The organism is Rhabdochromatium marinum (assembly GCF_016583795.1).
In the GTDB taxonomy this organism is placed as follows: domain Bacteria; phylum Pseudomonadota; class Gammaproteobacteria; order Chromatiales; family Chromatiaceae; genus Rhabdochromatium; species Rhabdochromatium marinum.
This window is the reverse complement of record NZ_NRRS01000023.1, coordinates 1-26,199: the sequence shown is the minus strand read 5'-3', so window position 1 is coordinate 26,199 and position 26,199 is coordinate 1. Positions and strand designations below refer to the sequence as shown.

17 protein-coding genes are annotated in these 26,199 nt (G+C 60.5%); 10 read left to right on the top strand and 7 right to left on the bottom strand.

Going from position 1 to position 26,199, the window contains the following annotated elements; all coding sequences use genetic code 11:
• Positions 1-50 precede the first annotated feature (50 nt).
• Entirely contained in the window at positions 51-974 is a 924-nt protein-coding gene (locus tag CKO36_RS08945) for a carbon-nitrogen hydrolase family protein (RefSeq protein ID WP_200283658.1), read from the top strand.
• On the opposite strand, the gene CKO36_RS08940 is transcribed toward CKO36_RS08945, so the two are convergent.
• From CKO36_RS08940 to CKO36_RS08910, 7 genes are all read right to left on the bottom strand, one after another.
• On the bottom strand, positions 968-1,999 hold the full coding sequence (locus CKO36_RS08940) for a GGDEF domain-containing response regulator (RefSeq protein ID WP_200283657.1): 1,032 nt from the start codon (positions 1,997-1,999) through the stop codon (positions 968-970). The genes CKO36_RS08945 and CKO36_RS08940 overlap by 7 nt on opposite strands.
• A gap of 131 nt (positions 2,000-2,130) precedes the next feature.
• Positions 2,131-4,404, bottom strand: a complete 2,274-nt coding sequence (locus tag CKO36_RS08935; protein ID WP_242469481.1) for a sensor histidine kinase — start codon at positions 4,402-4,404, stop codon at positions 2,131-2,133.
• 32 nt (positions 4,405-4,436) lie between these two features.
• Positions 4,437-5,498, bottom strand: a complete 1,062-nt coding sequence (gene torT, locus CKO36_RS08930; protein WP_207161425.1) for a TMAO reductase system periplasmic protein TorT — start codon at positions 5,496-5,498, stop codon at positions 4,437-4,439.
• Between the two features lie 356 nt (positions 5,499-5,854).
• The gene (locus CKO36_RS08925; RefSeq protein WP_200283639.1) at positions 5,855-7,375 is read right to left on the bottom strand and encodes a magnesium transporter CorA family protein; all 1,521 of its coding nucleotides are present in this window, start codon (positions 7,373-7,375) and stop codon (positions 5,855-5,857) included.
• Positions 7,368-7,598, bottom strand: coding sequence for a hypothetical protein (locus CKO36_RS08920; RefSeq protein WP_200283636.1), 231 nt, complete (start codon positions 7,596-7,598; stop codon positions 7,368-7,370). The genes CKO36_RS08925 and CKO36_RS08920 overlap by 8 nt, the downstream gene beginning before the upstream one ends.
• Positions 7,599-7,744: 146 nt before the next feature.
• Positions 7,745-9,379, bottom strand: coding sequence for a DUF1254 domain-containing protein (locus tag CKO36_RS08915; RefSeq protein ID WP_200283633.1), 1,635 nt, complete (start codon positions 9,377-9,379; stop codon positions 7,745-7,747).
• A 110-nt stretch (positions 9,380-9,489) separates the two neighbouring features.
• On the bottom strand, positions 9,490-11,520 hold the full coding sequence (locus CKO36_RS08910; RefSeq protein ID WP_242469480.1) for a mechanosensitive ion channel family protein: 2,031 nt from the start codon (positions 11,518-11,520) through the stop codon (positions 9,490-9,492).
• Positions 11,521-12,653: 1,133 nt separating this feature from the next.
• Here CKO36_RS08910 and CKO36_RS08905 point away from each other — a divergent pair.
• From CKO36_RS08905 to CKO36_RS08865, 9 genes are all read left to right on the top strand, one after another.
• Positions 12,654-16,238, top strand: coding sequence for a hybrid sensor histidine kinase/response regulator (locus CKO36_RS08905; RefSeq protein WP_200283627.1), 3,585 nt, complete (start codon positions 12,654-12,656; stop codon positions 16,236-16,238).
• Positions 16,239-16,299: 61 nt separating this feature from the next.
• The gene (locus tag CKO36_RS08900) at positions 16,300-17,283 is read left to right on the top strand and encodes a diguanylate cyclase domain-containing protein (protein WP_200283624.1); all 984 of its coding nucleotides are present in this window, start codon (positions 16,300-16,302) and stop codon (positions 17,281-17,283) included.
• A 14-nt stretch (positions 17,284-17,297) separates the two neighbouring features.
• Positions 17,298-17,621 carry a PepSY domain-containing protein gene (locus CKO36_RS08895; RefSeq protein WP_200283604.1) on the top strand — a complete coding sequence of 108 codons (324 nt, stop codon included), beginning with the start codon at positions 17,298-17,300 and terminating at the stop codon, positions 17,619-17,621.
• 41 nt (positions 17,622-17,662) lie between these two features.
• On the top strand, positions 17,663-20,989 hold the full coding sequence (locus CKO36_RS20270; RefSeq protein WP_200283601.1) for an SNF2-related protein: 3,327 nt from the start codon (positions 17,663-17,665) through the stop codon (positions 20,987-20,989).
• Between the two features lie 223 nt (positions 20,990-21,212).
• Positions 21,213-22,355 (top strand): hydrogenase small subunit, encoded by a 1,143-nt coding sequence (locus CKO36_RS08885; protein WP_207161424.1) that lies wholly within the window; start codon positions 21,213-21,215, stop codon positions 22,353-22,355.
• Between the two features lie 21 nt (positions 22,356-22,376).
• On the top strand, positions 22,377-24,167 hold the full coding sequence (locus CKO36_RS08880; protein ID WP_200283598.1) for a nickel-dependent hydrogenase large subunit: 1,791 nt from the start codon (positions 22,377-22,379) through the stop codon (positions 24,165-24,167).
• Positions 24,168-24,187: 20 nt separating this feature from the next.
• Entirely contained in the window at positions 24,188-24,880 is a 693-nt protein-coding gene (gene cybH, locus CKO36_RS08875; RefSeq protein WP_200283595.1) for a Ni/Fe-hydrogenase, b-type cytochrome subunit, read from the top strand.
• Positions 24,877-25,518 carry a HyaD/HybD family hydrogenase maturation endopeptidase gene (locus tag CKO36_RS08870; protein WP_200283592.1) on the top strand — a complete coding sequence of 214 codons (642 nt, stop codon included), beginning with the start codon at positions 24,877-24,879 and terminating at the stop codon, positions 25,516-25,518. The genes cybH and CKO36_RS08870 overlap by 4 nt, the downstream gene beginning before the upstream one ends.
• Positions 25,519-25,663: 145 nt before the next feature.
• A partial coding sequence (locus CKO36_RS08865) for an IS607 family transposase (protein ID WP_200283590.1) occupies positions 25,664-26,199 on the top strand: 536 nt, incomplete at its 3' end.

Below are 26,199 nucleotides of genomic sequence, written 5' to 3'. Positions count from 1 at the left end.
GAGATCACATATTCAAGTGGACGCAATTCAAACCTGACACGAGGTTCCAAATGATCATCAACAGCTATATCAAGACAACGCCTCCCGAGTACGGCCAAGGCATTCGCCTGGCCGTGTTTCAGGGCCAGGGACCGGCCGGAACGAAGCAGGCCATGCAACACAACCTCAATCAGCTCAAATCCGCCGCAGAGGTCGCGCTCAGCTTCGGCGCCCAACTCATCAGCTTTCCAGAACTCTATCTGAGCGGCTACGCGGTCCCACCGGAGCAGCTCTACGCACTTGCCATGAGCCCTGATGACGAACCCCTGAGCCAGGTTGCGGCCATTGCCAGGGAGCAGGGCATCGGCATCATCTGCCCCTATCCGGAGCGGGCCGAGGTCGCCGGCGAGACCCGCTACTACGATGCGATCACCCTGTTCGGCCCCGATGGCAGCCTGCTCAAGAACTATCGCAAGACCCACCTCTGGGGGCCCGACGAGAAAAAGATCTGGACACCTGGCTATCTCTACCCGGAGGAAGGACAGGCCTTCACCGTCCACGAGATCAACGGCTTCCCGGTCGGTTTGCTGAACTGCTACGAGGCTGAATTTCCCGAACTCACGCGACGACTGGCACTGAATGGCGCCAAGCTGGTGGTCATCCCGACCGCTGCGGATGAATCGACCAAGCTCTCGACCGGAACCTGGACCTCACCCGCCTACCCGGACATCGCCAAGACCCTGATCCCGGCTCACGCCTGGGAGAACGAGCTGTTCGTGTGCTACAGCAACCGCTGCCAGGGCGAGACGCTGGACTCGGAACCCGTTGGACGCTATCTAGGCAACAGCGTGATTGCCAATCCGCACGGCGAGCTCATGGTTGCCGCCAAGAATGAGCCCACGCTCCTGATCGCCGACTGCATCCCCTCCGACTATGGCCCGACGCATCCGGAGAACACCGACTATCTGCAGGATCGGCGCCCTGAGCTCTATTGAGGATTCGAAGGGCACGGGTTCGGTAACGTCGTCTGTTCGACCTCGACCCGATTGCGGCCGCCTTCCTTGGCCCGATACAGGGCGGCGTCCGCCCGCGCGAGCAGGCTTTCGATGCAGTCGCCCTCACGATACGCGCTGACCCCAAAGCTCGCACCACAGCAGTCGCTGACCGGAAAGCGGTGGGCCGCGACCTCGGCCCGCTGCTTCTCGGCCAGGTGGGCGGCACCTGCCAGAGCCGTCTCGGGGCAGATGATGAGGAACTCCTCTCCCCCCCAGCGCCCGGCCCAATCGGTGTCACGAATCGTGCGGCGTAGAATGTTGGCAAGCTCAATGAGAACCCGATCGCCCATCTGGTGGCCATGGGTGTCGTTGACCCGCTTGAAGCGATCGATGTCCAGCAGCAAGATAGCAAACGGCGTGCCATAACGCTTGGCCCGTAACAGTTCGCGCTCGAGTTCCTCGTCCAGCTTCAGCCGGTTATAGAGACCAGTGAGGCGGTCTGTGACCGAGAGCTGCTCAAGCTCCCGATTTTTTTCCGCCAGCTCGCGGGTGCGCGCGGCGACCTTGAGTTCCAGCTCCTCGTTGAGCCGACGCAACTCCTCGTTCTGACGCTCCAGTTCACGCTCTTGGTCGTAGGCAGTGAGCGCGCCCCGCAGTGTCAGCAGCAAATCCTCGTTTTGCCAAGGCTTCTCGATGAACCGATAGAGATCGGCCTCGTTAATCGCCTGTTTCACCCCGCCGATGTCGCTCTGCCCGGTGAGCAAGATCTTCTTAATCCGTGGCAGGCGCCGATGGATGCGTACCAACAGCTCGTCGCCACGCATCTGAGGCATGATGTAGTCGGCGACGACCACCTTCAGCTCGATACCGTCACTCAGCAGCTCGTCCACCACCTCCAGCGCCTCGGCGGCCAACTCGGCCACCTCAATGACCTGGACTTCCTTCAGATGCTGCTCCAGCAGCGTGCGCAACGCGCTAATGACCATCGGCTCGTCATCGACACACAGGATCGCACTCTGGGTCATACATCTCACCTCGGCTCAGCAGGGGCGAACTGACTTGGAATCCAAGCCCACCTCCGCACACTCCGCGCGCTCAATCAGGTGACGATCACCATAGATGCGTTGCAGGTGGTCTTGTAAGGCACTGAGCGCCATTATTTCGACTCCGGATAGGGTAAATAGATCTTGAAGGTCGTGCCGACACCCATCTCGCTTTCCAGCTCAATGTGGCCGTCGTGCTTGGCGACGATCTTCTTGACGATGTCGAGCCCTAAGCCGGTGCCTTCACCCGCCCGCTTGGTGGTGAAAAAGGGCTCGAAGATGTGCTCGCGGATCTCTGGCGGTATCCCGCCGCCAGTATCAGCGATCGTCACCACGGCACCGCCATTTTCGGCGGCGAGATCGATCTGGAGCGTGCCACGACAATCCATCGCCTGCAAAGCATTGTGTATGATATTGGTCCACACCTGACAGAGCTCGTCGGGATAGCAGGGCAGTGGCGCGATCTCGGCATAGTGGCACACTAGTTCAACGTTCTGCTTAATCTGATTATGATAAAGCGTGAGCACGGTCTCAATGTTCTGGCGCAGATCGGTCTCGCTGCGCTCCCCGCTCGTGTCATGTCGGGAAAAGGACTTGAGCGCTATGATGATCTTCGCGGCACGCTCGACGGCGTGGTTGATGTTGGCGGTATTGGTGGTGATCGCCGCCAGGCTATAGGCCGTCTCGAGGATGAAATCGCGCTGGGGATGGCAAATCAAGGGAAGATAGCGAGTCACTGAATCATGTACGCCGATTCGTACCAGGATGTCGGCGACCCCGCGCGCGGCCGTTACTCCGCGTTCCTCCAACTCGCCGGTTAGTACACGGGTCAGCCGACGCGCCTCGCGGCTGGAGAGGACGCCCGTTCGCGCCCGCGCGCATGTTAGCAAATCGAGGAACAGCGGTTCTTCTTCCGGCGTAAGGAGGCGGAAGAGCTTGGGCAGATTGCCGAGTGCCTGCTCCAATGAGTGAGCGATATTGTCCCCGCTGGACTTGACCGCACCCAGCGGGGTATTGATCTCGTGGGCAACCCCGGCGATCAGATGTCCAAGTGCCGCCATCTTCTCGGACTGGATGAGCTGCGCCTGGGTCGATTGCAGCTCCGCCAAGGCGTGCTCCGCCTGCTGGGTTGCATCAAGGAGGCGCTGTTCGGTCTCCTTGATATGACTGATGTCCATATGGGTTCCCACCACGCGGGCAGGATGGCCATCGGGGTCGCGCGCGACAATCTTTCCCCGTGCTAAAATCCACAGATAGCCTTCATCCTTGGTGCGCACCCGGTACTGGGACTCGTAATGTAGCTCTTCTCCAGTTAGATAGCGCTCGAAACGCTGGAGGGTCTGCTGAATGTCGTCGGGATGAATCAGCGACTTCCACACATCGAGACGAGAGCCATTCTTGTCAAACTCGAGACCGAACATGCGTGCCCAGCGTTCGTCGATACTGTATAGGTCACTCGCAATGTCCCAGTCGAACGAGCCCAGACGCCCACCCTCAAGACTCAGCTCCAACTTTTCGTTGGCTAGAAGCAGCTGACGGGTGCGTGCCTCGACCTTTTGCTCGAGCGTCGCGTTCAATGCGTTGATCGATTGGAGTAGCTCGGCACTGACTTCAATGTTCTTATTAAGCGAGCGGGCCATAGCGCCGAACTCGTCGCCGCCACCGAGCGCAATGGGCGCGATATGATCGGCTTGACGCTGCAGGAAGGCGAAGAATCCATCCAGCCCCAAGTGCAATGTACGCAGCGGCACCAGCACAAAGCGATAGACGAGCAGAAGGACACTACCGGCCAGCAATAAGGCGGCAACAACGAAGATCAGGAGTTGAAAATAGACACGTTGTGTCAGCATGCGCTGGACGTCCGCCTTGATCTGCTCGATACGACCGAGCGAGGCACGCTCCATCGCATCGACCTCCTCGAGCAAGCGGGCATCGTCGTAGTAGATCGTGATCGAGCCATAATCGACCTCCCGAGTGTCGAAGTGACCCGTAAGACGATGGCGAAACGGCTGATAATCCGCCAACCCCTCCGGCAACTCAGTGCCAACCACGGATTGCCCACCTTCTCGGTAGGCCGCGACAAAAATCTGATCTGTGGTGGCATCGAAGACCTCCACAGCCTTGACGCCATTGAGGGCGAGCAGCTCCGAGATCGGCTGCTCGATCCCCGAATAATTCATATTGGAGACGAACTCGACCGCCACCTTTGCCGCCATGCTGGCGACGAATTCCAGATAGGCCCGCTCGGTTTCAAGGCGCCGCTCGCGATACTGGGCGAGCTGGTCCATGATGACCCGGCTCGACTGCTCTTCGAAAGCGTCGAGCATCGCTCGCTCCGAGTGGATCGACAGCGCATAAAGCAGTCCAAAACCGAGGATGAAAATCAATACCAGCGGGATTAGCAGCTTGTAAGCGATTTTCATGGTGTCTCAGGCTCCTGCGGTGCGTCCGGTCGATAGCTGAAGACCGGTGCGAAGTTGCGAGCGCCGAACAGCCGCTCGAACGGATACTCCTTGATAGTATCCGCAGTGATGATCGGGATCTGCGGGCCGGCACGGAAGGGAAAATCCACCCCAGAGCGTTGCCCATCCAAGAGCCGGATGATCATATCCATGGCGATGCGCCCTTGGTCGATATTGAGGTCGGCCGAAGCGGCCTCGACCTGTCCGGCCTGGATGTGCGCATAGACTTGTGGAATCAAGTAGGTCGAGAGGATTCGCACCTCCCCGGGTGAGCGCCCGAGCTCGGCCAAAACACTCGGAGCGACCTGGGCCATCACGGCGTTGCCCACCAGATAATCGATGTCTGGATAGAAATGAAAGGCCCGTCGAATCAAGCTGCGCTGAGTCCTGGCGTCGGTGTCGCCCCAGAAAGGTGTCAGTGGTTGGATCTCCGGTGTATCCTCAATCGCCTCGACGAATCCAGCCAGACTCTCGGGTGCCCAGCCGCTGTCCTGCGGCCCTGGGAAGAAGGCGATCTTCACCGGTCGCTCAGCCACCTTGTTGTCACGCAGATAGTCACCCACCTTGGCGCCCATCTCGCGGAAGGACACCATCGACTTAGCCTGGATTTGCGGTGCCCGGATGTCGTTGATCATCGCCACCACCGGGATCCCTGCCGCCACCGTCGCGGCCACCTCATTATCCAGCTTGTCGTAGGCGATCCCAGCCAAGATCACCCCATCTACTTTTCGCTCTCGAAATTGACGCAGCTGCTGAATTTGCACAGCAAGATTGGGATATCCCCCCGCTTCCATAAGCTCGAAAGCGACGCCACTCGCGACCGCTCGCTCGGTGACTCCGAAAGCGACCGCACTCCAGTAGGAGTCTTTAAGATGGGGAAAAAGTACACCAATCCTGTAGGTCTCTTGTGCCTGCTCGACGTAGTGCCAGGGCTCTACAACCGGCCCCCGCAGTGAGGCGGCCGGTGCACCTGGTATCTTGGTGTCCACCAGATACTCGCCATCGTAGGCATTGACCATTACAGCTCGCGCCGACTGCGCCCCAACGAGCAAGAACGCGGCCACTACAACGAAAAGACCCAACCAATTGATACGGAACACACTGTTCTCCCGAATCGTCCGACCTGTCCCGCGTCGGCCAAGAGCAGGGTCGATGTTGCGCCCAGTTAAGGATAGGAACTCCAAGCCACCCCGAGGATCCAGTACCAGTACGGGTGTCAGCACGCAGATTATCGGTCGTTGGGAACGAGGTCAACAGCGGACATGTGCCTGATCGACCGTCGTGAGGGGTGCAGAACGGACTCAGTCGTGCGTTATGAGCGAATTCATGCGCGGGCGGGTGATCACAATCGGACAGGCCAGGGTTTGCATGCAAGTTAAAGGTGACCGCCCCAAACGTCCTGCATGATCACGAACAAGAAAGCCGCCGAACAGCCAAACATCAGCACTCCGGAGATAGCGATCAGTGGCCCGATATGTCGCCAGGGATATTTCAGCAGGACACCGTCGCAGCCCAGCATCGTGATGGACGCGGCGGCGAAATAGACGCCTTCGGTCAGGCTTGGCAAGAGCCGCGCTCCGCGCAAAAACAAGCCCCAGGCGGCGGATTCGGCCAAGTGGGCCGCGAACAACAGAAAGAAGCAGCCAAGCATGACAGTCTTGCCAGTATGGTGCCCAAAATGCTCCAGCAGCCACGCCTTCCGTCCAATAATTTCGCCAGCCACATCGAAAATCACAACAAGGTGAAACAAGAACAGAGCAAGCGCAAACAGTAGTGCAAAACCATAGATCCTGACAATCTTGTGACGGAAACCCGGGTAATGTCCTGCCAGTGTGGTTGGATCTGACTCGTATTGATGCCTGCTTGCGGTTTCGAGCTGAGGGGTAAGTGGCAATTCGGCGTTCTCTGGTGTCGAGGTCTTGGGATTTCGCGCTAGTGTCTTTTTCGGGCGCCTGGTCTGATCGAGTTTGCGATCATGGATTTTACGACGCAGGAAGAACCAAGCGATGAGAGCAACGATGATAGATAATCCCGTCACTATCCAGAAACCAAGCGGATCGTGTTGATCAGGAATTCCTGCGACATTCATCCCGAGCAGACCGGTAATGAAGGTCAAGGGTAAAAACACGGTCGCGACAATGGTCAGATTCAGGTTGGAACGCGTCATGGTCTCCGAACGTTGCGCATCGATTTGATCCTCCAGCAACTGCACCCGCGTACGACATTCATCCAGCCCTTCCAAATAGCGGGTCACGTAATTTGAGGATCGAACCAAGGTTTCGCGGTCATCGGCATCCAACACCAGGGCGGGGTCGGTCGTCATCGGCGCGAGCACTTGCTGGGTGGCATTCACTTGCCGTCTGGTGCGAAAAATTCGCCGCCGCAGCTCGCTCAGCGCCTGCGGGGGAGGCATGGTACCGCCGTCGAGCAGGGCATCCTCGACGGCATCAATGTCTTGAGTCAGATCAAAGATGACCGCCTCCATCCGCTTGGTCATCGCCGACACCATGAATCCGAGTAAATCCACGGCTGTGACCAGTGAGCTGTCCGACGTGTGCCGCCGTAATACCTCCACGGCGGCGATCTGGCCGGATCGCACAGTAATCGCCCGGGCCGGGCTGATCAGTAACTTCAAATCGGCGAGTTCGCTGATATCCTCGATCTGCTCGGAGCGTGGGGTTCTGATGCTGACCAAGGTGCCGTCGGGCACCTGCTCATAATGGTTGAAACGCACTGGCGCCAATAACGCCTGCCTGGTCTGATCCTCAATCTCTTGCAAGCCCATCAGCCATTGGCGATCAGCGTCGTCGGCCATGTCGACGTCGATCCAAGTGGCACCAGCAGCACCGGAGTTATGCGCAGCTTTTCCGAGCCCGAATCGGGAAATCTCAGGCATGGCAGATCATCTTTGGTAAATAATCCTCCGGGACTGGGCACGCCCCCTGTTCCGGGCCGTAGTTCAGATTGATGTTGTTGTTCTGAAAGGGCACACTGATGAGGTTACCGACCGGATCTTGCGCCAGCCTGGCCAGATCCTCGGCACTCATCTCGGTTATGGCCAGCGCGGTGATGGTCAATGCCCTGACCAGCAAGCGCCAAGTGCTGATTGTTTTGTTCACTCAATGAGTCTTCGCTTTGATGCCATGGGTACCCAGGCAAGACCATTTGGGTCAGCGTGAGGCTGCGCTTCGTGATTGCCTGCTCCGCTGGGACAGAAACCCTGTGGGACGGGCGACCTAAGGCTGCCCATCCCTCGCGGACTGATTTATTCGACCCGTTCGATCTCGCTTGGCCGCCAGGATTTGTCAAAGAACGACGGCAGCGGGCTGTAGAGTCGCAGGAGCGTAAACCAACCCTTGTCCGGATCGGTTTGGATCCAATTCCCGTCAGCTACGCCCTCGGGTTTCTCGGGGGCGAAATACACTGTGGTGGTTCCGTCTGCTGCGGCCTCGGCGGCTGGAGTCGGATAACTCTGCGAGCCGGCGCGTGGGTATTGCTGTGGTGTCTTCAGCATGGAGCGCGTCTGGTTGTCATAGAGCGTCAAGGACCAGAAAGCCGCCGCCGGGATGTCTTTGGGCAAGGTCACCTGGTAGGTCTTGGCGCCATCGAAGGGCGTGCCGGTCGCGTCGCTGCCCGCCATCAGGTACTGCGAGCCGACGCCCGGAATCCGCATGATCATGCCGGGGCTGTCGAGCGTGTAACTGTAGTAGAAATCGGTACGCGAATCGAGCGTGCGTGCCCCCGTGGCTGGCAAGGGCTTGAACATCCCGTCCTCGAACACCGGCGGCGGGGTTTCGAAGAAGGCGCCGCCATCCCACAGCATGTTCCACCATTGGGAGCCTTCGTAATAGGCCCATTCGGGATGTTTGTCGGCCCAATGCCAGTTGAGTGCGCGCCCGACGCCCAAACCAACGGCGGCAGCGTCGGCGAAGATCTTCTTCATGCGCGCATCGGGCGCAAAGGGCTTGCCATGGACGATGCCGATAGCGGCGAGCTGCCCGGCGAGCTCGACATCGTAGCTGGTGGCCGGCTCGTTCTGGACGTTCTCGTTGACCATCTCAAAGAAGCTTTCATCACTGGGCGGGATGGTGTTGAAGGCTAGGCCGCTCGCGTTGATGAAGGTCATCTCGGGGATCTTCGGCTCGCCGGCGAGCCGCACCTCGCCTTTCAGTGCCTCAGCGATGGATGTCCCGAAGCTGCCGGCGGCGTAAGGATAGATCTTGAGGTTGTCCTTGATGTTCTTGACCGTGGGTTCGGGATCGTTGCCGTTCTCGATGAAGGCGCGCAGCGCATAGAGCACGGTGTTGGTCTTGGCATGGGCGAGGAAATAGCCGTCTTCTGGCAGTGGGCCGTCATAGTCCGGGCCGACGATCAGGTACTTGCCACCGAGTCCGCGGTCCGGTCCCGGCTTGCCGATGTCGATGACCCACTGGAACCACATGTCATTGATGGTGCCGAGCCCGTCTGTGGGTTGCTCGATCACCATCGGCCCCTTGGAGAGATCGATCCAGCCGAGGTAATAGACGGTGTCCGCGTTCGCGGTCAGAAACAGGGAGTCGGAATCCATCAGCTCCTCGAAGATGACAATGTCGCCACTGCCGGCGCCGATGCTCTCAATGCCTTTTTTGATCGCCAAGGCCGAGGCACCACGGAAGCTGTTGTTGTAGGCATTGAGCGCGCGGGTGAAGTCGAGGGCGTCGTAGATCGTCTGTGCGGTCTCGGCCGTCGGTACTCCGTTCTCAAACTTAAGCCTGCCGATGCGGGTTTCGACATGATCGGGTGCGGAAATCGCAGTGAGCGTCGCCGCCGGGACTTCGGCGGAGGCCGTGATCGGCACGGCCAGGCAGAGGGCCAGGGCGCTAAGCGACCCGGAGAGGGATGGGGAAAGGCGGTAGGTCATGGTGGGTTGGCTCCTGAAAAGAGGCGCTTCTGCCAGACGGCAAGCGCGACGGGGTTTGCGGGTGTTGGGGGAGATCCCTTGCCCCTTGGTCGTTCATTTTGTTCGTCCATTCATGGGTTTGTTGCTCGATCGGCCAACGGCTGAGCACGGCCGACATCACTCAGCGCCGTTCCGCCGTCTTTACGCAGATAGAGCGTCTGACTCGGAAAGGCAATGCTCAGCCCATTGGCCGCGACGATGGCGCAACAGCGCAAGATCACGTCCTGCTTGACCTGGAGCCAACCTTCCCAGTCGATGGTCTTGGAGAAGCAGTAGATCAGAATGTCGATCGAGCTGTCGCCGAGGGCATCGAGATAGACCAGCAGCGTGCGCTTGATGCCGTAGCCGTCCATGGCGTCGGCAATCTTGGCGAGTTGTTGGCGGGTGTAGCTGGAGGTGTCCGTGCCACTGTCGGCGATGCCCTCATGCGCGATTAGCATGGCGCGAATGTCATCGACTGTCTTTTTCACCTGCTGCATGTCACTGCCGTATTCGAGCCCGATGGTAAACTTGATGCGCCGCCCGAGTTTGCGCCGACTCCAGTTGCGCACGTCGATGCTGGCCACATAAGCGTTGGGCAGAAAGATCACCGCATTGTCGAAGGTGCGGAGCTTGGTGCTGCGCAGTCCAATATCGATCACCGTGCCCTCACCGTCCGGTGTCACGATCCAATCGCCCTGCTGAAACATGTCGTCAATGATGATGGAGATGCAGCCGAAGATGTTGGCGATGGTCTCCTTGGCCGCGAAGGCAACGGCCAGACCACCGATTCCGAGTGACGCCAGCAGGGCGCGAATGTCGAAGCCGAAGTGCTGCAAAAGGTAGAGTGCGGCGATCACGATCACCAGGAAGCGGCTCATGCTCGCCAGGAAGTTCACCAACTCGCCGCGCAGGGTTGGATGGCGACGCAGCAGGGTTCCCGAATACAGCATCACGACGTTGTCGATCAGCCGCAGCAGCGCCCAGACAATCAGCACGACATAGAGACTGCTTAGCAGTGCCAGCATGCGCTCGTCGGATTCGCGCAACAACAGGATGCGCGACGCCTGGGCGATGGCGATCAGCACCAGCAGGACGCGCAGCGGCGCAAGAAAGGATTGCCGCAGCAGGCGCACAAAGCGCTCGGTATGGGAAGGGTCCGCCGGCGCGTTTCGCGTCCCTTGGGACCAGGCGCGGCGCAACAGCCGCAGCAGCAATGGCAGCAGAACCAGCGCAATGCCGAGGAACGCCAGAAAGAGCAAGGTCGCCACGAGGATCTGGCCGACGCTGATGAACTGGCCGAGACTGGCTTGGCGGCCCGGCAGCAGGCTGGCATTGATGTCCATCGCCCAGGGCTGAGCGTCGATGGCACCGATCAGCGCGCTGATGCCCAGCCAATGCAAGAATCGGTTACTGGTTGACGAGCCCTTAACGAAGGCGAACAAAGATTGCGCCACGGTATCAAAGACCTGGGCGCGCTGGTTGTAGTCTTGATAGGCATCAATCAGCGTTTGCTCGGCTGCATTCGGCGCCGTCGCCCCGGGGGCTTGCAGCTGCTGCACGGCGCGCCCGAAGGGCACCTGATTGAAGGTGGTGCGATGCTCGAAGCGGGTAAAGGCACGCTCGAACTCCGCAGTCGGAGCGAACCGCATCCAGGCATTCGCCACCGTCGTGAGCAGACCGGCAAAGCTCTGGCTCAGGATCGCATTATTGAGGCGCAGAATCGCGATCATCTCGGCGGTCTGGTCTCCGTCGCGCCGAGCCTGGGTGACAGCCTCGCGCAGCGGTTGCAATGCATGCGCAGGAAGCTGGTCGACAAAACGGCGGCCGCCTTGAGACAGGATGGCCCGGTTGAGCTGCTCCAGCACCAGGGCGCGCTGATGCGTCAGCCGCGCCCGATTGCTTTCATTGGTGGTGGCGCTGATCCGCTGCTCGAGGTTAGCCACCGCGAGCAGCAGCGGCTTGGTGAAGGGCGCGGTGTCGCCGAGATTCTCGGCGCGCAGAACCGGCGCTTCCTCGGCTGGCACGCTGGCCGAGAACAGCCAAAGCCCGGCCAGTAGTGCGACCAGCAGCCCAGGAGTCCTGCGACGAGGAACCCTGACCAGGGAATGCCCAGGTTTCAATCGATCACCGCGCATTGCCCGCCGACTAGGGCGAGTGCCGAGAGCGCCCGATAGAGCGTTGCAACGCTGAGACTGCCCGCTCGCCGCTGTCTCTGGTGCCTGCGTATCAGCTGCATGGGTGTAGCCTGGCTCTGAAAGAAGCGCGCAAAGTTTATGGTCGGATTCCACTGGTTTGGGTTTTTTGGGAATCCTGACAGATTCCGGTGCGTCAGTCTGACCATTTCACGCCAATTTGTGGCGCGGGGCGGCGACGGCGACCTGACGATCCCTCAGATTCATTCCCACTCAGGCACTCGGAAAGCGTCATGAGTTATCGTGTGGCCTGAAGCAGCATGGATGAACCGGCGGGGGATCGCAATTAAAATCGTGCTAGCGTGAGTATTGCAAACAGGTGCCGCATGTTAATTGGCACACTAAGTGTTACATAAGGGTGTATTGGCGAGATGTTTTTTAAAAAGCTACAGTGGTCATTGTTTCGTCTGCTTGCATACTTGATTGTGCTGGTGAATTTTATTACGTTTGGTACATTTTTATATATGATAGCGCCCTTGACGTCCTACTTCTTTTTTAACGACTTCCGCTTTTGGAAATATTGGCGCTTCTATCACAAGTTTTATGTGAATACTTTTTCATATTTTAAAGCCATTCTGGTTGGAGATGGAGCACTGCTGCTATCGCATCTTCCCCTATCGGCCCCGCCGATGGAGCGTCCTGACAAATCTCTCTTTCGCCTATCCACTCATTGGAATACCGCAACAGAGAACTGTGGGAGTTGTTCAGCATGCTGCACACTAACCAGCAATTGTTGTTTTCGAGATGAAACAACAAATCTGTGCCGGTCCTACAAGTCGCCATTTTGGAATTTTTTCAATTGTGGGCGCTTCCCGATCTCCCAACAACAACTGGATTACTACGGATGCAAGAAGTTTGAAGTTGTGGACGCCGTCAAGAACGCATGCAATTCTGAATGCTCGCGCGGATCTTCTTCATAGCACTGCCACTGCCTGTTTTACTCGCTCGATGCAGCCACCACTCACTTGCGATTTTTGCAGACATGGGCGGCGTCTGTTGCGTTAAGCTTTTGGTTTGAGCTTCGCCTTCCTTCTTTCCCAGCTACTGCATCAGGACGACTCTTGAGCGTTTCCAGTTCCAGCTCGCCCGAACAGCATGTTTCCAAACCGACCAAGCCCGCGTGCCGGAGCCGCGTGCTGGGTCTGCAAGCGCGGCTGACGCTGCTGTTTTTCGGTGTCGCGCTCTTCGTTTCTGCCTTTACCACCCTGACGCTGCTCTATGTTGCGCGCGATCAAGTGCGTCATGACTTGCGCCAGCGGTTGCTGGATCTGGCCCAGGTCGGCAGCCTGAGCATTGATGGCGATCTGCATGCGCGCATCACGCCCGCCGCCGGCATGCAAACGCCTGAGTACCGGCGCCTGCAAACCACGTTGCAACGCATCCGCGATACCTCCGCCGACCTTGGCGAAGTCTACAGTCTGCGCGCGGGCACTGAAGGTGGCATTGAATTCGTCGTCGATGCTGAGGAAGACCCGGCCAATCTCGCCGCCCTGGGCGAGGCGTATGAGGAGCCAGGCGCGCAGCTAGCCGCGCATTTTCGCGATCTTGATGGCCCGGTGGCGGAAGCAGACTTTTACACTGATCCCTGGGGCACCTGGTTGTCCGGCTATGCCCCGATTCGCAACGCCAATGGCGAGCGTACCGGCGTGCTCGGTATCGATATCTCCGCCACCACCGTGCTGGCCTATGAGCATCGGCTCAGCTGGATCGCGGGCGGTATTTTTCTGCTGTCCATTCCCCTGGTGCTGTTCATCGGAATTGTGGTTGGTCGCGCCATTGCCCGCCCGATCACCCAGCTTGAGCACGCAGTCTCGCAGGTGGGGGACGGCGATCTGGAGATGCGCATCGGCAGTGACCGCCCGGATGAGATCGGTCGGTTGGCGGATGCTTTTGATCGGATGATTCACCGGCTGGCCAGCAACCGCGAGCACATCACTGAGTTGCTCAACCAATACCGTGGTCTGTTCGACAACGCGATTGAGGGCATCTTTCAGACCACTTTGGAGGGCCGCTGTTTGACCGCGAACCCGGCCATGCTAGACCTGCTTGGCTACCCCTCGCTGGAAGTGCTGCAAACCGAAGTCCACGACATTGCCGCCGAATTCTATGTTCAGCCCGAGGTGCGTGCCGAACTGATCGCGTGCGTCCAGCGCGACGGGCGCGTCGATAGCATGGAAGTCGCTTTCAAACGCCGTGATGGTCGCACCTTTTGGGGGGAAATCAGCCTGCACCGGGGGCATACCCCCGGCACCGTCGAAGGCATACTGGTCGATGTCAGTGCGCGGCGCGAGCGCCAGCAGGCCGAACGCGCCCGCGAGGCCGCCGAGGCGGCCAGTGCGGCGAAAAGTGGCTTCCTGGCCAACATGAGCCACGAAATCCGCACGCCGCTTAACGCCATCATGGGCCTGACCGACCTGCTGCTGCGCGGCGCGCTTGAACCTCGCCAGCAGGAATTCCTGAGCAAAATCAAGCTTGCCTCTAAAAGCCTGCTGGCGGTCATCAACGACATTCTCGACTTCTCCAAGATCGAAGCTGGGCATCTGGAGATCGAGCAAACCGAATTCTCGCTGCACGAGCTGATGGCCAATCTCAGCGAGATGTTCGCCCTACGCGCACATGAAAAGGGCGTGGAACTGATCGTGGCCATCGAGCCCGGCACCCCCACTGAGCTGATCGGCGATCCCACCCGTCTGAGCCAGATCCTGATCAACCTCACCGGCAATGCGCTCAAGTTCACCGAGCAGGGCGAGGTACAGATCACCGCCGATCTCGCCTCCGAGCCGGTCGATGACGGCGTGCCGCTGCGACTGCGGGTGCGCGACACCGGCGCCGGCATCCCCCCCGAGCGGTTGGAAGCCATTTTTGACGCCTTTGCCCAGGCCGATGGCTCGATCACCCGCCGCCACGGCGGCACTGGGCTGGGGCTGGCCATCTGTCGCCGCCTGGCGCAACTGATGCAAGGCGATGTCCGTGCCGAAAGCACGCCCGGTGCCGGCAGCACCTTCACCGCTACCGCACAGCTGCGCCGCCAGCCCGCCCGCGACACGGCACTGCTGCAAGCCCCCGCCGACCTGCGCGGTCTGCGCGTACTGGTGGTCGAGGACAACGCCACCTCGCGCGAGATGCTGGTGGCACAGATCGAATCCTTCCAGATGCAGGCCACAGCGGTGGCCTCGGGTGAACAGGCGCTCGCCGTGCTGACCGAGCCGGGGCAGGTCTTCGACCTAGTGCTGCTGGACTGGAAAATGCCGGGACTCAATGGTCTGGAAACAGCGGTGCACATCCGCCAGGATCTCGAGCTGCCGCGCACGCCGGTGGTGTGCATGGTGTCGGCCTACGCACGCGAGGATCTGCTGCAACAATCCGAGCGCTCGGTGCTGGACGCCTTCCTGCACAAGCCGGTCAATCAATCTTTTCTGTTCGACACCATCGTGTCGCTGTTCGGACACCAGGAGGCGGCCACCACCACCCGACCAATTCAGCTCGCCGCCCAGGCCAGCGACCAACCGCCGCCGGACCTCAGTGGCTATCGGGTGCTGCTGGCCGAGGACATCGAGATGAACCGGCTGGTGGCACTTGAATGGCTCAATGCCGCCAAGCTCGATACCGACATTGCCGAAAACGGCCTACAAGCCCTGAACAAGGCCCGCGAGGAGCACTATGATCTGGTGCTGATGGACATTCAGATGCCGGAACTGGACGGCCTGGAAGCCACCCGGCGCATGCGTGCTGAATTCCCCGAGCCCCGCGTACCGGTGATTGCCATGACTGCGCATGCACTCAAGGGCGACAAAGAGCGCTGTCTGGCCGCCGGCATGGATGATTACCTGAGCAAGCCAATTGACCCAACGCAGCTGTTCAGTGTGCTAGAGCGCTGGTTGCGCCCCAAGGCACCGCGCACAGGCGCTGATGACAGTGTGGAGGCGCCAGCAGCGGCGCGTCCCGCTGCTGTGGCGGATACTCCGGAACTCGATCAGTACCCGCTGCCCGCCATTGATCTGCCAGCCGGTCTCGCCCGCGCCAATCAGAACCGGCGCCTGTATCTGAAGATTCTGCGCAGTTTCTTCGCCAGCAATGAGCATAGCCTGGAGGACATCCGCACGGCGCTGCACGCCGGACAGACTGAAGACGCCCGGCGCCGCATTCACAGCATCAAAGGCATGGCCGGCAATCTCGGCGCCGAGGCGCTGTATCAGGCCGCCATCACCGCCGAAACCACTGTGACCACGCATCAGGACGCCGACGCGGTGCTGGCCGAACCGAGCTGGGAGGACTTCAGCGCGCGACTCACAGAGGTGGTCGAGAGTCTGCGCCCGCTGGCGGCCGCAGCGAACGCACCTCAGAGCGCCGTAGGCTCCGCCTCTACGCCGACGGCGCCTCACTCTGATCACTCCGGGTCAGCGCCCGACGCCAGTGCCACCCAGGCACAACTCCAGCAACTGGCCGCGCAGCTCGACGACGATCTTGGTGCTGCCGGCGAGACACTCGAACAGCTGCGCGCCGCTCTGGAACCCATGCCCGCGACCGCCGCCGGCGCCGCCAACCGCCATGCCCAGATTGTCGCTGCCATTGATGACTTTGACATCGATACCGCGCTTGAGCTGGTTCAGCAGTGCCAGGTCGAACTCAGCAGCACGCCCAGCTGACTCCAACCATAACCAGCCATAATCACTCCGCATCAAAATTCCAAACCAACCACCGACTGCGATGAATACCAGCCACAACCGCCATAAAATTCTGATTGTCGATGACACCAAGGAGAATATCGAACTGCTGATGGAGCTGTTTCGTGGCGATTATCGCGTCAGCGCAGCCACCACCCCGGAGCGTGCGCTTAAGCTCGCGCACAGCGACCCCCAGCCCGATCTGATTCTGCTCGACATCCTGATGCCCGAGATGGACGGCTACCAGGTCTGTGCCGCCCTGAAAAACGACGAAGCGACCAAACGGATTCCGATTATCTTCGTCACCGCCGTGTCCGAGGTCATGGACGCCGCCAAGGGGTTTGCCAGCGGTGCGGTGGACTACATCACCAAGCCCTTTCATCCACCGATGGTCAAGGCCCGGGTGGCGCTGCACCTCGATCTGAAAAACAAATACAACCTGCTCGAAACCTACGCCTTTCTTGACGCCCTGACCGAAATCCCCAATCGGCGCCACTTCGAGCAAACGCTCGACGAGGAATGGCGCCGCGCCCAGCGCACTGGCCAACCGCTGTCGCTACTGTTGTTCGATGTGGATCACTTCAAGCGCTACAACGACAACTATGGTCACGGCAAGGGCGACGAGTGTCTGCGTCAGGTCGCCCAGGCCGCCGCCAGCGTGCTGCGGCGCTCGGGCGACTTTATCGCCCGCTATGGTGGCGAGGAATTCATGGTCATTCTGCCCCATGCCGACACCGAGCAATCCACTGCCATCGCGCAGGACATCAGCGCTGCCGTGGATGCGCTCGGCCTCGCGCACGAACACTCGCCGGTTGAGTGGCATGTCACCATCAGCACCGGCCTGGTCACCGTCCATCCACAGCCGCCCAATGACTCCCGCTTCACCATCGCCCAGCTGATTGATTGCGCCGATGAAGCCCTGTATAACGCCAAACACGCCGGGCGTCACCGCATTGAGCGCTCTATCCTCGAATCCGAGACCAAGGCCGCAACCAAAGCCCCGACTGAATCAGCCGCCCAACCCTAGCTGGAACACACTTCATGAATATCCGTATTGCCACAGCCGCCCGCCAGCTCAACCTGTTTCCTTGGTTAGTAGCCGCCAGCTTCCTGCTACTCAGCATTAGCTTGGATACTCTGGCCGGTGCAGCCCAGGAAACACCGCCAGCATTAGCGCCAGTGCCAGCTCGCCCTGCCACACCTCCCCCACCCAACTTAACCGCCGATCAGGCCGCCGAGCGCGCCCGCCAGCAAACCGGTGGACGTCTGATCAGCATTCGCCCCCGGGCCGACGGCTACTGGGTGCGCATGCTAAGCGCGCGCGGTGAAGTGCGCGAGCTCTGGATCCCGGCCACCTCGCCTTAACCAACATCCGCCTGACTGCCACTGCATCCCTAATACGTCTTGTGATTTCCAACGACCTCATTCGCACCTTTCAAAACGAATTCGACCTCCAAAGCTTCGAGCGCGGGGCACGCTACTTCCGCAATTCCCGAGTGCAGACTTTGAACATCGACCACGAGCGCAACATCATCAGCGGTCGTGTGCGCGGTTCCGGGCAACAACTCTACTCGACCACCATCTCGATCGACACCACTGCCGAGGGGGCACCGAGTATGCTCGGGCGCTGCTCCTGTCCGGTGAGCCTCAACTGCAAACATATGGTGGCACTGCTGTTCGCGGCCCAGGCACGTTTGAGCGAAACCTCCGGCCACGGAGCTGCCGCCCATCCGGCCGAAATGGCCAGCCTGCCGCCCGAATTGATTGGCTGGCTGTCAATCGCTGAACGGGTCCAACAGCAGCTCAGCAACACCGATCCCTATTGCCTGCTGTTTCACCTGGAGCTGGGCCGCCCCTATCATCGTTTGGCACTGTTCCTGCGAACCTACAAAACCCGCCGTACCGTCGATGGCGGCTTCGGCAAACGCGAACCTTTCCACCTGCTCGGCCGCTCGCGGGCACGCTTTATCACCAACATCGACCAGCGCATCATGGCGATGGCCGAAAGTGTTGCCCGCAACCCCGGTGCGAGCACCCACGATCAGCTGAACATTACCGGTCCGGGCAGTGCCGATCTGCTGCAACTGCTGGTCAGCAGTGGGCGTGCCTACTGGCAGCCGGGCGATCACCAGTTACACTGGCAGGGCCAGATAACGGCGCAATTGCGCTGGGCTTTGCAGGAGAATGCCACCCTGACCGTCACCCTGGACGGCGGCCCACCAGGGGCTCTGGTGCTGCCCTGCGAGCCACCCGGCTGGCTTGACCCGGCCACGGGCGACTGCGGGCTGCTCGACACCGACCTTGATCCGGCCACCGCCACCCTGCTTGCGGAAGCACCCGCCGTACCGGCCAGCGCCATCGAAGGGCTGCGCCAACGCTTCGACCAGCGCCTGACCAAGCTCCAGCTGCCCATGCCACCCATGGTGGAGCGCCAGCACGTCACGGATCTCCGGCCGGTGCCCCGGCTGGAACTCTGGAGCGAACACCGCCAGATCGCGCGCGAGCTGCGTCACTGGGGCATGCCGGACCAACCCTCCTGGGTCGATGGCGCCACCTTCAGTTTCCGCTATGGCCAGCAACTGGTCGCCCCCGATGCCCCTCAGACGCTGGTCGAGGATGTTCGCGAGGGCATGGTGATGGAAAGCCCGCGTCATCGGGAGCTTGAACAGCAGGCCAGTCAGACGCTGCGCGCGCTGGGCTTCGACTTCGAGTACGGCACTCACGGCCAGCTGCACCTGACCGATGCCGACAAGGACTGGTTGCAAGTGGTGGTCTACGACCTGCCCAAGCTCCGCCACCAGGGCTGGGAGATTGTCATCAATCCGAGCTTCCGTTATCAGCTCGCTGACATCGACGACTGGGAATTCCAGCTTGAGGACAACGCTCAGGACGCCTGGTTCAGCCTGGCGCTGGGGGTTGAAGTCGATGGCCAGCGCATCGACCTGCTGCCGCTGCTGGTGGATCTGATGCATCGCTATCGCGACGAACTGACCCCGCAAGCCCTGGCCGAGACCCCGGATGATACCGAGTTCACTATTCGACTGCCGGATGGCCGCTATGCGCTGATGCCGCTGCAACGCATTCGCCCCTTGCTGACCACGCTGATCGAACTCTATGACGACAAGCCGCTCGACAAGGACGGGCGCCTGCGCCTGGCACCCAGCCAGCGCGGCCAACTGGCCGAACTGGAGCAGGCTCTGCCGCAGGACACCCGTTGGTCAGGCGCCGAGCAGGCGCTGGCCTGGGGTCGGCGCCTGCGCGATTTCGACGGCATCGCCCCAGTCGAGCCACCAGTTGGACTGAATGCCGAGCTGCGTCCCTATCAGCGTAAGGGGCTCGACTGGCTGCAATTCCTGCGTGACTTTGACCTCGGTGGCGTGCTAGCCGATGACATGGGGCTGGGCAAAACCATCCAATGCCTGACTCATCTGCTGGTCGAAAAACAGGCCGGGCGTGCCGATCACCCCAGTCTGGTGGTGGCCCCGACCAGCCTGATGTTCAACTGGCGCCGTGAGGCCGAGCGCTTCACCCCTGAACTCAAGGTGCTGCTGTTACAGGGTCCGGCACGGCGCACCCGCTTCGCCGAGATTCCCCAGCATGATCTAGTCCTGACCACCTACCCGCTGCTACCGCGCGATTATCGGGAACTCTCCGCCTATACTTATCACCTGCTGATTCTTGACGAAGCTCAGGCCGTGAAAAACCCACGCAGCAAGGCCGCTGAAGCGGTACGGGCGGTCAAAGCCCGCCACCGCCTGTGCCTGACCGGCACCCCGCTGGAAAACCATCTGGGGGAGCTCTGGTCGCTGATGGATTTTCTGATGCCCGGCCTGCTCGGCGATGATCGCCGCTTCAAGCGCCTGTTTCGCACCCCGATCGAAAAATTCGCTGACCAACCCCGCTCCGAGCAACTGCGCCGCCGCATCGCTCCTTTCATGCTGCGTCGCACCAAGGAAGAAGTGGCTCCAGAGCTGCCGCCCAAGACCGAGATTCTGCGCGAAGTCCCCATCACCGGCACCCAGCGCGATCTGTACGAAACCCTGCGGCTGGCCATGCACGAGCGGGTGCGCAAAGAGGTGGAGCGCAAGGGGTTGTCGCGCAGCGGTATTGTGATTCTCGATGCCCTGCTGAAACTGCGTCAGGTGTGCTGCGACCCGCGCCTGGTGCCGCTCGACAGCGCACGTCAGGTAAAGGAATCGGCCAAACTGGATTTGCTCATGGAGTTGTTGACCGACCTGCTCGACGAAGGCCGGCACATTCTGCTGTTCTCGCAGTTCGCCAGTATGCTCGATCTGATCGAAGGCGAACTCAAAACAAAGCGCAAGCTGCGTCCTGATCAGGACTATGTGAAACTCACCGGGCGCACTCGCAACCGCGATGTGTTGGTGGATCGCTTCCAGTCCGGCGAAGTGCCGCTGTTTCTGATCAGCTTAAAAGCCGGTGGCAGCGGGCTGAACCTCACCGCCGCCGACACCGTGATCCACTACGATCCCTGGTGGAACCCGGCCGCCGAGCGCCAGGCCACTGACCGCGCCCATCGCATCGGCCAGGACAAGCCGGTGTTCGTCTATAAACTGCTCACCGAAGGCACTGTGGAGCAAAAAGTGGCCGAACTTCAGGCCCGCAAGCAGGCACTCGCCGATGCCATGCTCAGCGGTGGCAGCGGCGCTGCCGCCAGCCTCAGCGCTAATGATCTGGAGATGTTGTTCTCCCCCATCGCCGAGGCTGAATGACGCAATTAGAGTATATTAAACAATTAGCATTTTCTAATGGTTGAAATTTAGACATTGCTGGAATTCAAATATTCTAATATATTGTTTTTGGAGCTTTTTTGCTATTTACTGACGCAGATCAATCCTGAGCGGCCAATCGACCGATAATTATCAATTCGCCTACTTATAATTGGGCCTACTTGTCACCGTATCGCAACCGCGCGTTCACCCTGTCAGTAAGCCTATGTCCAGCCCAATCTCCACCTCAGATACCTTTTACAATCACTTCCGGCGCCACGGCATCAGCCGGCGCACCTTCCTCAACTTCTGCGGCGTCTCCGCAGCCACCCTTGGTCTGGCACCGACCATGGCGGGACGCATCGCCCATGCATTGGAGACCAAACCGCGCACGCCGGTGATCTGGCTGCATGGGCTGGAGTGCACCTGCTGTTCGGAGTCCTTCATCCGCTCGGCGCACCCGTTGGCCACTGATGTGATTCTGTCGATGATCTCGCTTGACTATGACGACCTGATTATGGCCTCGGCGGGGCATCAGGCTGAGGCGATTCTGGATGACATTCGCACCCGCTATCGCGGCCAGTACATTCTGGCAGTCGAGGGCAATGCACCCTTCGGGCAGGACGGCATGAGCTGTTTCATCGCCGGGCGCCCCTTCCATGAGCAGCTCAAGGAGATGGCGGCGGACTGCTCCGCCGTGGTGGCCTGGGGTTCCTGTGCCTCCTGGGGCTGCGTGCAGGCGGCGCGGCCCAATCCGACGCAGGCCACACCGGTGGACGAGATCATCCGCGACAAGCCGGTTATCAAGGTGCCCGGTTGCCCGCCCATTGCCGAGGTGATGACCGGCATCCTCACCTACATGCTCACCTTCGACCGGCTGCCGGAGCTTGACCGCCAAGGGCGGCCGAAGATGTTCTACGGCCAGCGCATTCACGATAAATGCTATCGCCGCCCGCATTTCGATGCCGGGCAGTTCGTCGAGCGCTTCGATGACGAGGGCGCACGCAAGGGCTATTGCCTCTACAAGGTCGGCTGCAAGGGACCGACCACCTACAACGCCTGCTCCACGGTGCGTTGGAACAATGGCGTGTCCTTCCCGATTCAGTCCGGCCATGGCTGCATCGGCTGCTCAGAGAAAGGCTTCTGGGACAAGGAGGGCTTCTATCAGCATGTGACCGACACCCATGTATTCGGCGTCGAGGCCAATGCCGACAAGGTCGGACTGGCGGCGGTTGGTGGTGTGGGCGCGGCCATTGGTGCCCATGCGGCTTACAGCGCCTATCGGCGCGGCAAGCAGAGCGTCGATCAATCCGCAGGGGCGGGGGAGCAGACCACCGCCAAGGCCACTGAAACCGAGTCGCAGGACTAAGCAACAGGGAGGTAACCCAGCATGACAGTCACCACACCCAATGGTTTTTCACTCGACAACAGCGGCCAGCGCGTCGTTGTCGATCCCGTCACCCGCATTGAGGGCCATCTGCGCGTCGAGGTCAATCTCGACGAGAGCAATGTGATTCGCAATGCGGTGTCCACCGGCACCATGTGGCGCGGGCTTGAGGTGATCCTCAAGGGCCGCGATCCGCGCGATGCCTGGGCCTTTACCCAGCGCATCTGCGGTGTGTGCACCGGCACCCACGCGCTCACCTCGGTACGCGCGGTTGAGGATGCGCTCGGCATCGACATCCCCGAGAACGCTAACTCCATCCGCAACCTGATGCAGCTGACCCTGCAGGCGCAGGATCACCTGGTGCATTTCTACCATCTGCACGCACTCGACTGGGTGGATGTCGTCTCGGCACTCAAGGCCGACCCCAAGGCCACCTCGCAACTGGCGCAATCCATCAGCCCCTGGCCGCTGTCCTCGCCCGGCTATTTCCGCGACATCAAGGCGCGGCTGACGCGCTTTGTCGAATCCGGCCAGCTCGGGCCCTTCATGAACGGCTATTGGGGTAGCCCGGCCTACAAGCTACCGCCGGAGGCCAATCTAATGGCAGTGGCGCATTATCTGGAGGCGCTCGACTTCCAGAAGGAGATCGTCAAGATCCACACCGTCTATGGCGGCAAGAACCCGCACCCCAACTGGCTGGTCGGCGGCATGCCCTGCGCCATCAATGTCGATGACACCGGCGCGGTGGGCGCGATCAACATGGAGCGGCTGAATCTGGTCTCCTCCATCATCGACCGCACCATCGAGTTTATCGATCAGGTCTATCTGCCCGATCTCCAAGCCATCGCCTCCTTCTATAAAGACTGGACCTATGGCGGCGGCTTGAGCGGCCAATCCATGCTGTCCTATGGCGACATCCCGGATCACGCCAATGACGACTCCGAAGCCAATCTGCTGCTGCCGCGCGGCGCCATCATTGGCGGGGACCTGAACACCATCCATCCGGTCGATCTGCGCGACCCCGAGCAGATTCAGGAATTCGTCGATCACTCCTGGTTCCACTATGCCGACGAGACCCAGGGCCTGCATCCCTGGGACGGCGTGACCGAGCCCAATTTCCAACTCGGCCCCAATGCCAAGGGCAGCAAGACCCACATTCAGGCCGTCGACGAGAACGCCAAGTATTCCTGGATCAAGGCCCCGCGCTGGCGCGGTCATGCGATGGAAGTCGGCCCCTTGTCGCGCTGGGTCATCGGTTATGTCCAGGGCCGCCCGGACTTCAAGGAGCCGGTCGACAAGCTGCTGACCGATCTGGGCTTGCCGGTGACGGCGCTCTTCTCCACCCTGGGGCGCACCGCCGCGCGCGGGTTGGAGGCCTCCTGGGCGGCGCACAAGATGCGCTATTTCCAGGACAAGTTGGTCGCCAACATCAAGGCCGGCGACACCGCCACCGCCAACACCGACCACTGGGAACCGCGCACCTGGCCCAAACAAGCCAAGGGCGTGGGCACCACCGAAGCCCCGCGCGGCGCGCTCGGCCACTGGGTGAGCATCGACAACGGCAAGATCGACAACTACCAGGCCGTGGTGCCCACCACCTGGAACGGCTCGCCGCGCGATCCGGCTGGCAACATCGGCGCCTACGAGGCCGCGCTGCTCAACACCCCGCTGGCCAAGGCCGAGGAGCCGTTGGAGATTCTGCGCACCCTGCACAGCTTCGACCCCTGCCTGGCCTGTTCGACCCATTTGATGAGCCCTGATGGCTCACCACTCACTGAAATCCGCGTGCGCTGACCATGAGGGAGGAACCTGTCATGCAGCCATCCCTGCCCACCACGCGCCAGACGGCCGTGTATGTCTACCAGGCGCCGCTGCGCGCCTGGCACTGGATCAACGCCGCTGCCATCACGGTGCTGGCTATTACTGGTTGGTTCATTGCCAATCCGCCGCCGTCTTTGAGCGGCGAGGCCAGCGCGCACTTTCAGATGGGCTATATTCGCTTCTTTCATTTCGCAGCGGCTTATGTCTTCGCGGTCGGCTTCCTGTTCCGGCTCTACTGGGCCTTCGTTGGCAACCGCTACGCCCGCCAACTCTTCACCCTGCCGTTCTGGCGCCGCTCCTTCTGGGCCGAGCTGCTGCATGAGTTGCGCTGGTACGCCTTTCAGGAGCGGGAACCGCGCAAATACGTTGGTCACAATCCGCTTGCGCATCTATTCATGGTGGTCATCATCACCGTCGGTGGCCTGGTGATGATCTTCACCGGCTTCGCACTCTACTCCGAGCAGACGGGCCTTGGCAGTTGGCAGGACCGGCTGTTCGGCTGGGTGATCCCCCTGGTTGGCCAGAGCCAGGATGTGCGCATGTGGCACCATTGGGGCATGTGGGTACTGGTGGTCTTTGTCATGCTGCATGTTTACACAGCCGTGCGTGAGGATGTGATGTCGCGCCAGAGCCTGATCAGCACCATGATCAGCGGCTGGCGGATGTTTAAGGATGATCGACCATGACGGCGGCGTCTGGGTCGCAACCAAGGGTTCTGATCCTCGGCATCGGCAACCTGCTCTGGGCCGACGAGGGCTTTGGCGTGCGCTGCATCGAAATCCTGAGCGCGCGTCATGCGTTCGAGGATCAGGTGCGCCTGCTCGACGGCGGCACCCAGGGCATCTACCTGGTGAACCTGCTCGAAGGCGTCGAGCACCTGATCATCTTTGACGCCGTTGATTACGGCCTGCCACCGGGAACACTCAAGGTCGTGCGCGATAACGAAGTTCCCCGCTTTCTCGGCGCCAAGAAAATGAGCCTGCATCAGGTCGGCTTTCAGGACGTGCTGGCCATGGCCGAATTGCTCGGCCAGCTGCCGCCCAAGATGATTCTGATTGGCGTGCAGCCCGAGCAGCTGGAGGACTATGGTGGCAGCCTCAGTGACAGCGTCAAGGCGATGATCGAACCCGCCCTAACCGAGGCGCTGATCTATCTGGACGCCCATGGCATTCGGCCAGTCGCTGCGGCGGCTGACGCCGAGCCGCTGGTCGATGGCGCCCATCTGCACCCGGCGCTCGCATTGACCGACTATGAAAGCGGGCGTCCATCGCCGACGCAAGCTTGGCGCCATGGCGATCCGCGCGTTCTGCAAACCACCTCCTGAATCCATCTCATAAACGCAGCACCCTGGTGAGGCCATGAACAAAAACTGTCCACCGGCCATCAACGTCCTTTTCCAGACTGCGGGAGCTAGACTCTAGTCTTATAAAAAATGCGCGATAGTGTATTATTGTCTCATGGAAAGCACCATGAGTACAGGCAAGGCGGCGAAGCGGCTGGGTGTTTCGGTCAAGACATTGCAGCGTTGGGAGCGCGAGGGGCGTCTCATTCCCGTGGCGCGCACCGACAGCAATCGTCGTCTTTACACCGAGGCCCAGTTGCGAGCGTTCATCGGATGGCGACAGACGCCCGAGTGTCCAGCGCGAATAGTGGCCTATTGCCGAGTCTCATCGGCCGCACAGAAGCCAGACCTGGCTAACCAGCGCCGGGTGCTGGAAGCGTTTGTTGTGGCGAGAGGTTTAGCGAACGTCGAATTCGTCGAAGACGTGGGAAGCGGCTTGAACTTCAAGCGCCAGCGTTTTTTGGCACTGATGGATGAGATCGGGCAGCGGAGCATCAACACCCTGATCCTCGCCCACAAAGACCGGCTGACGCGCTTTGGGTTCGAGTGGTTCGAGCATTACGCCAAGACACACGGCTGCGAAATCCTGGTACTGAATCAAGAAAGGCTGTCGCCCGAACAGGAGCTGGTGCAGGACTTGATGACCATCGTGGATGGTTTTTC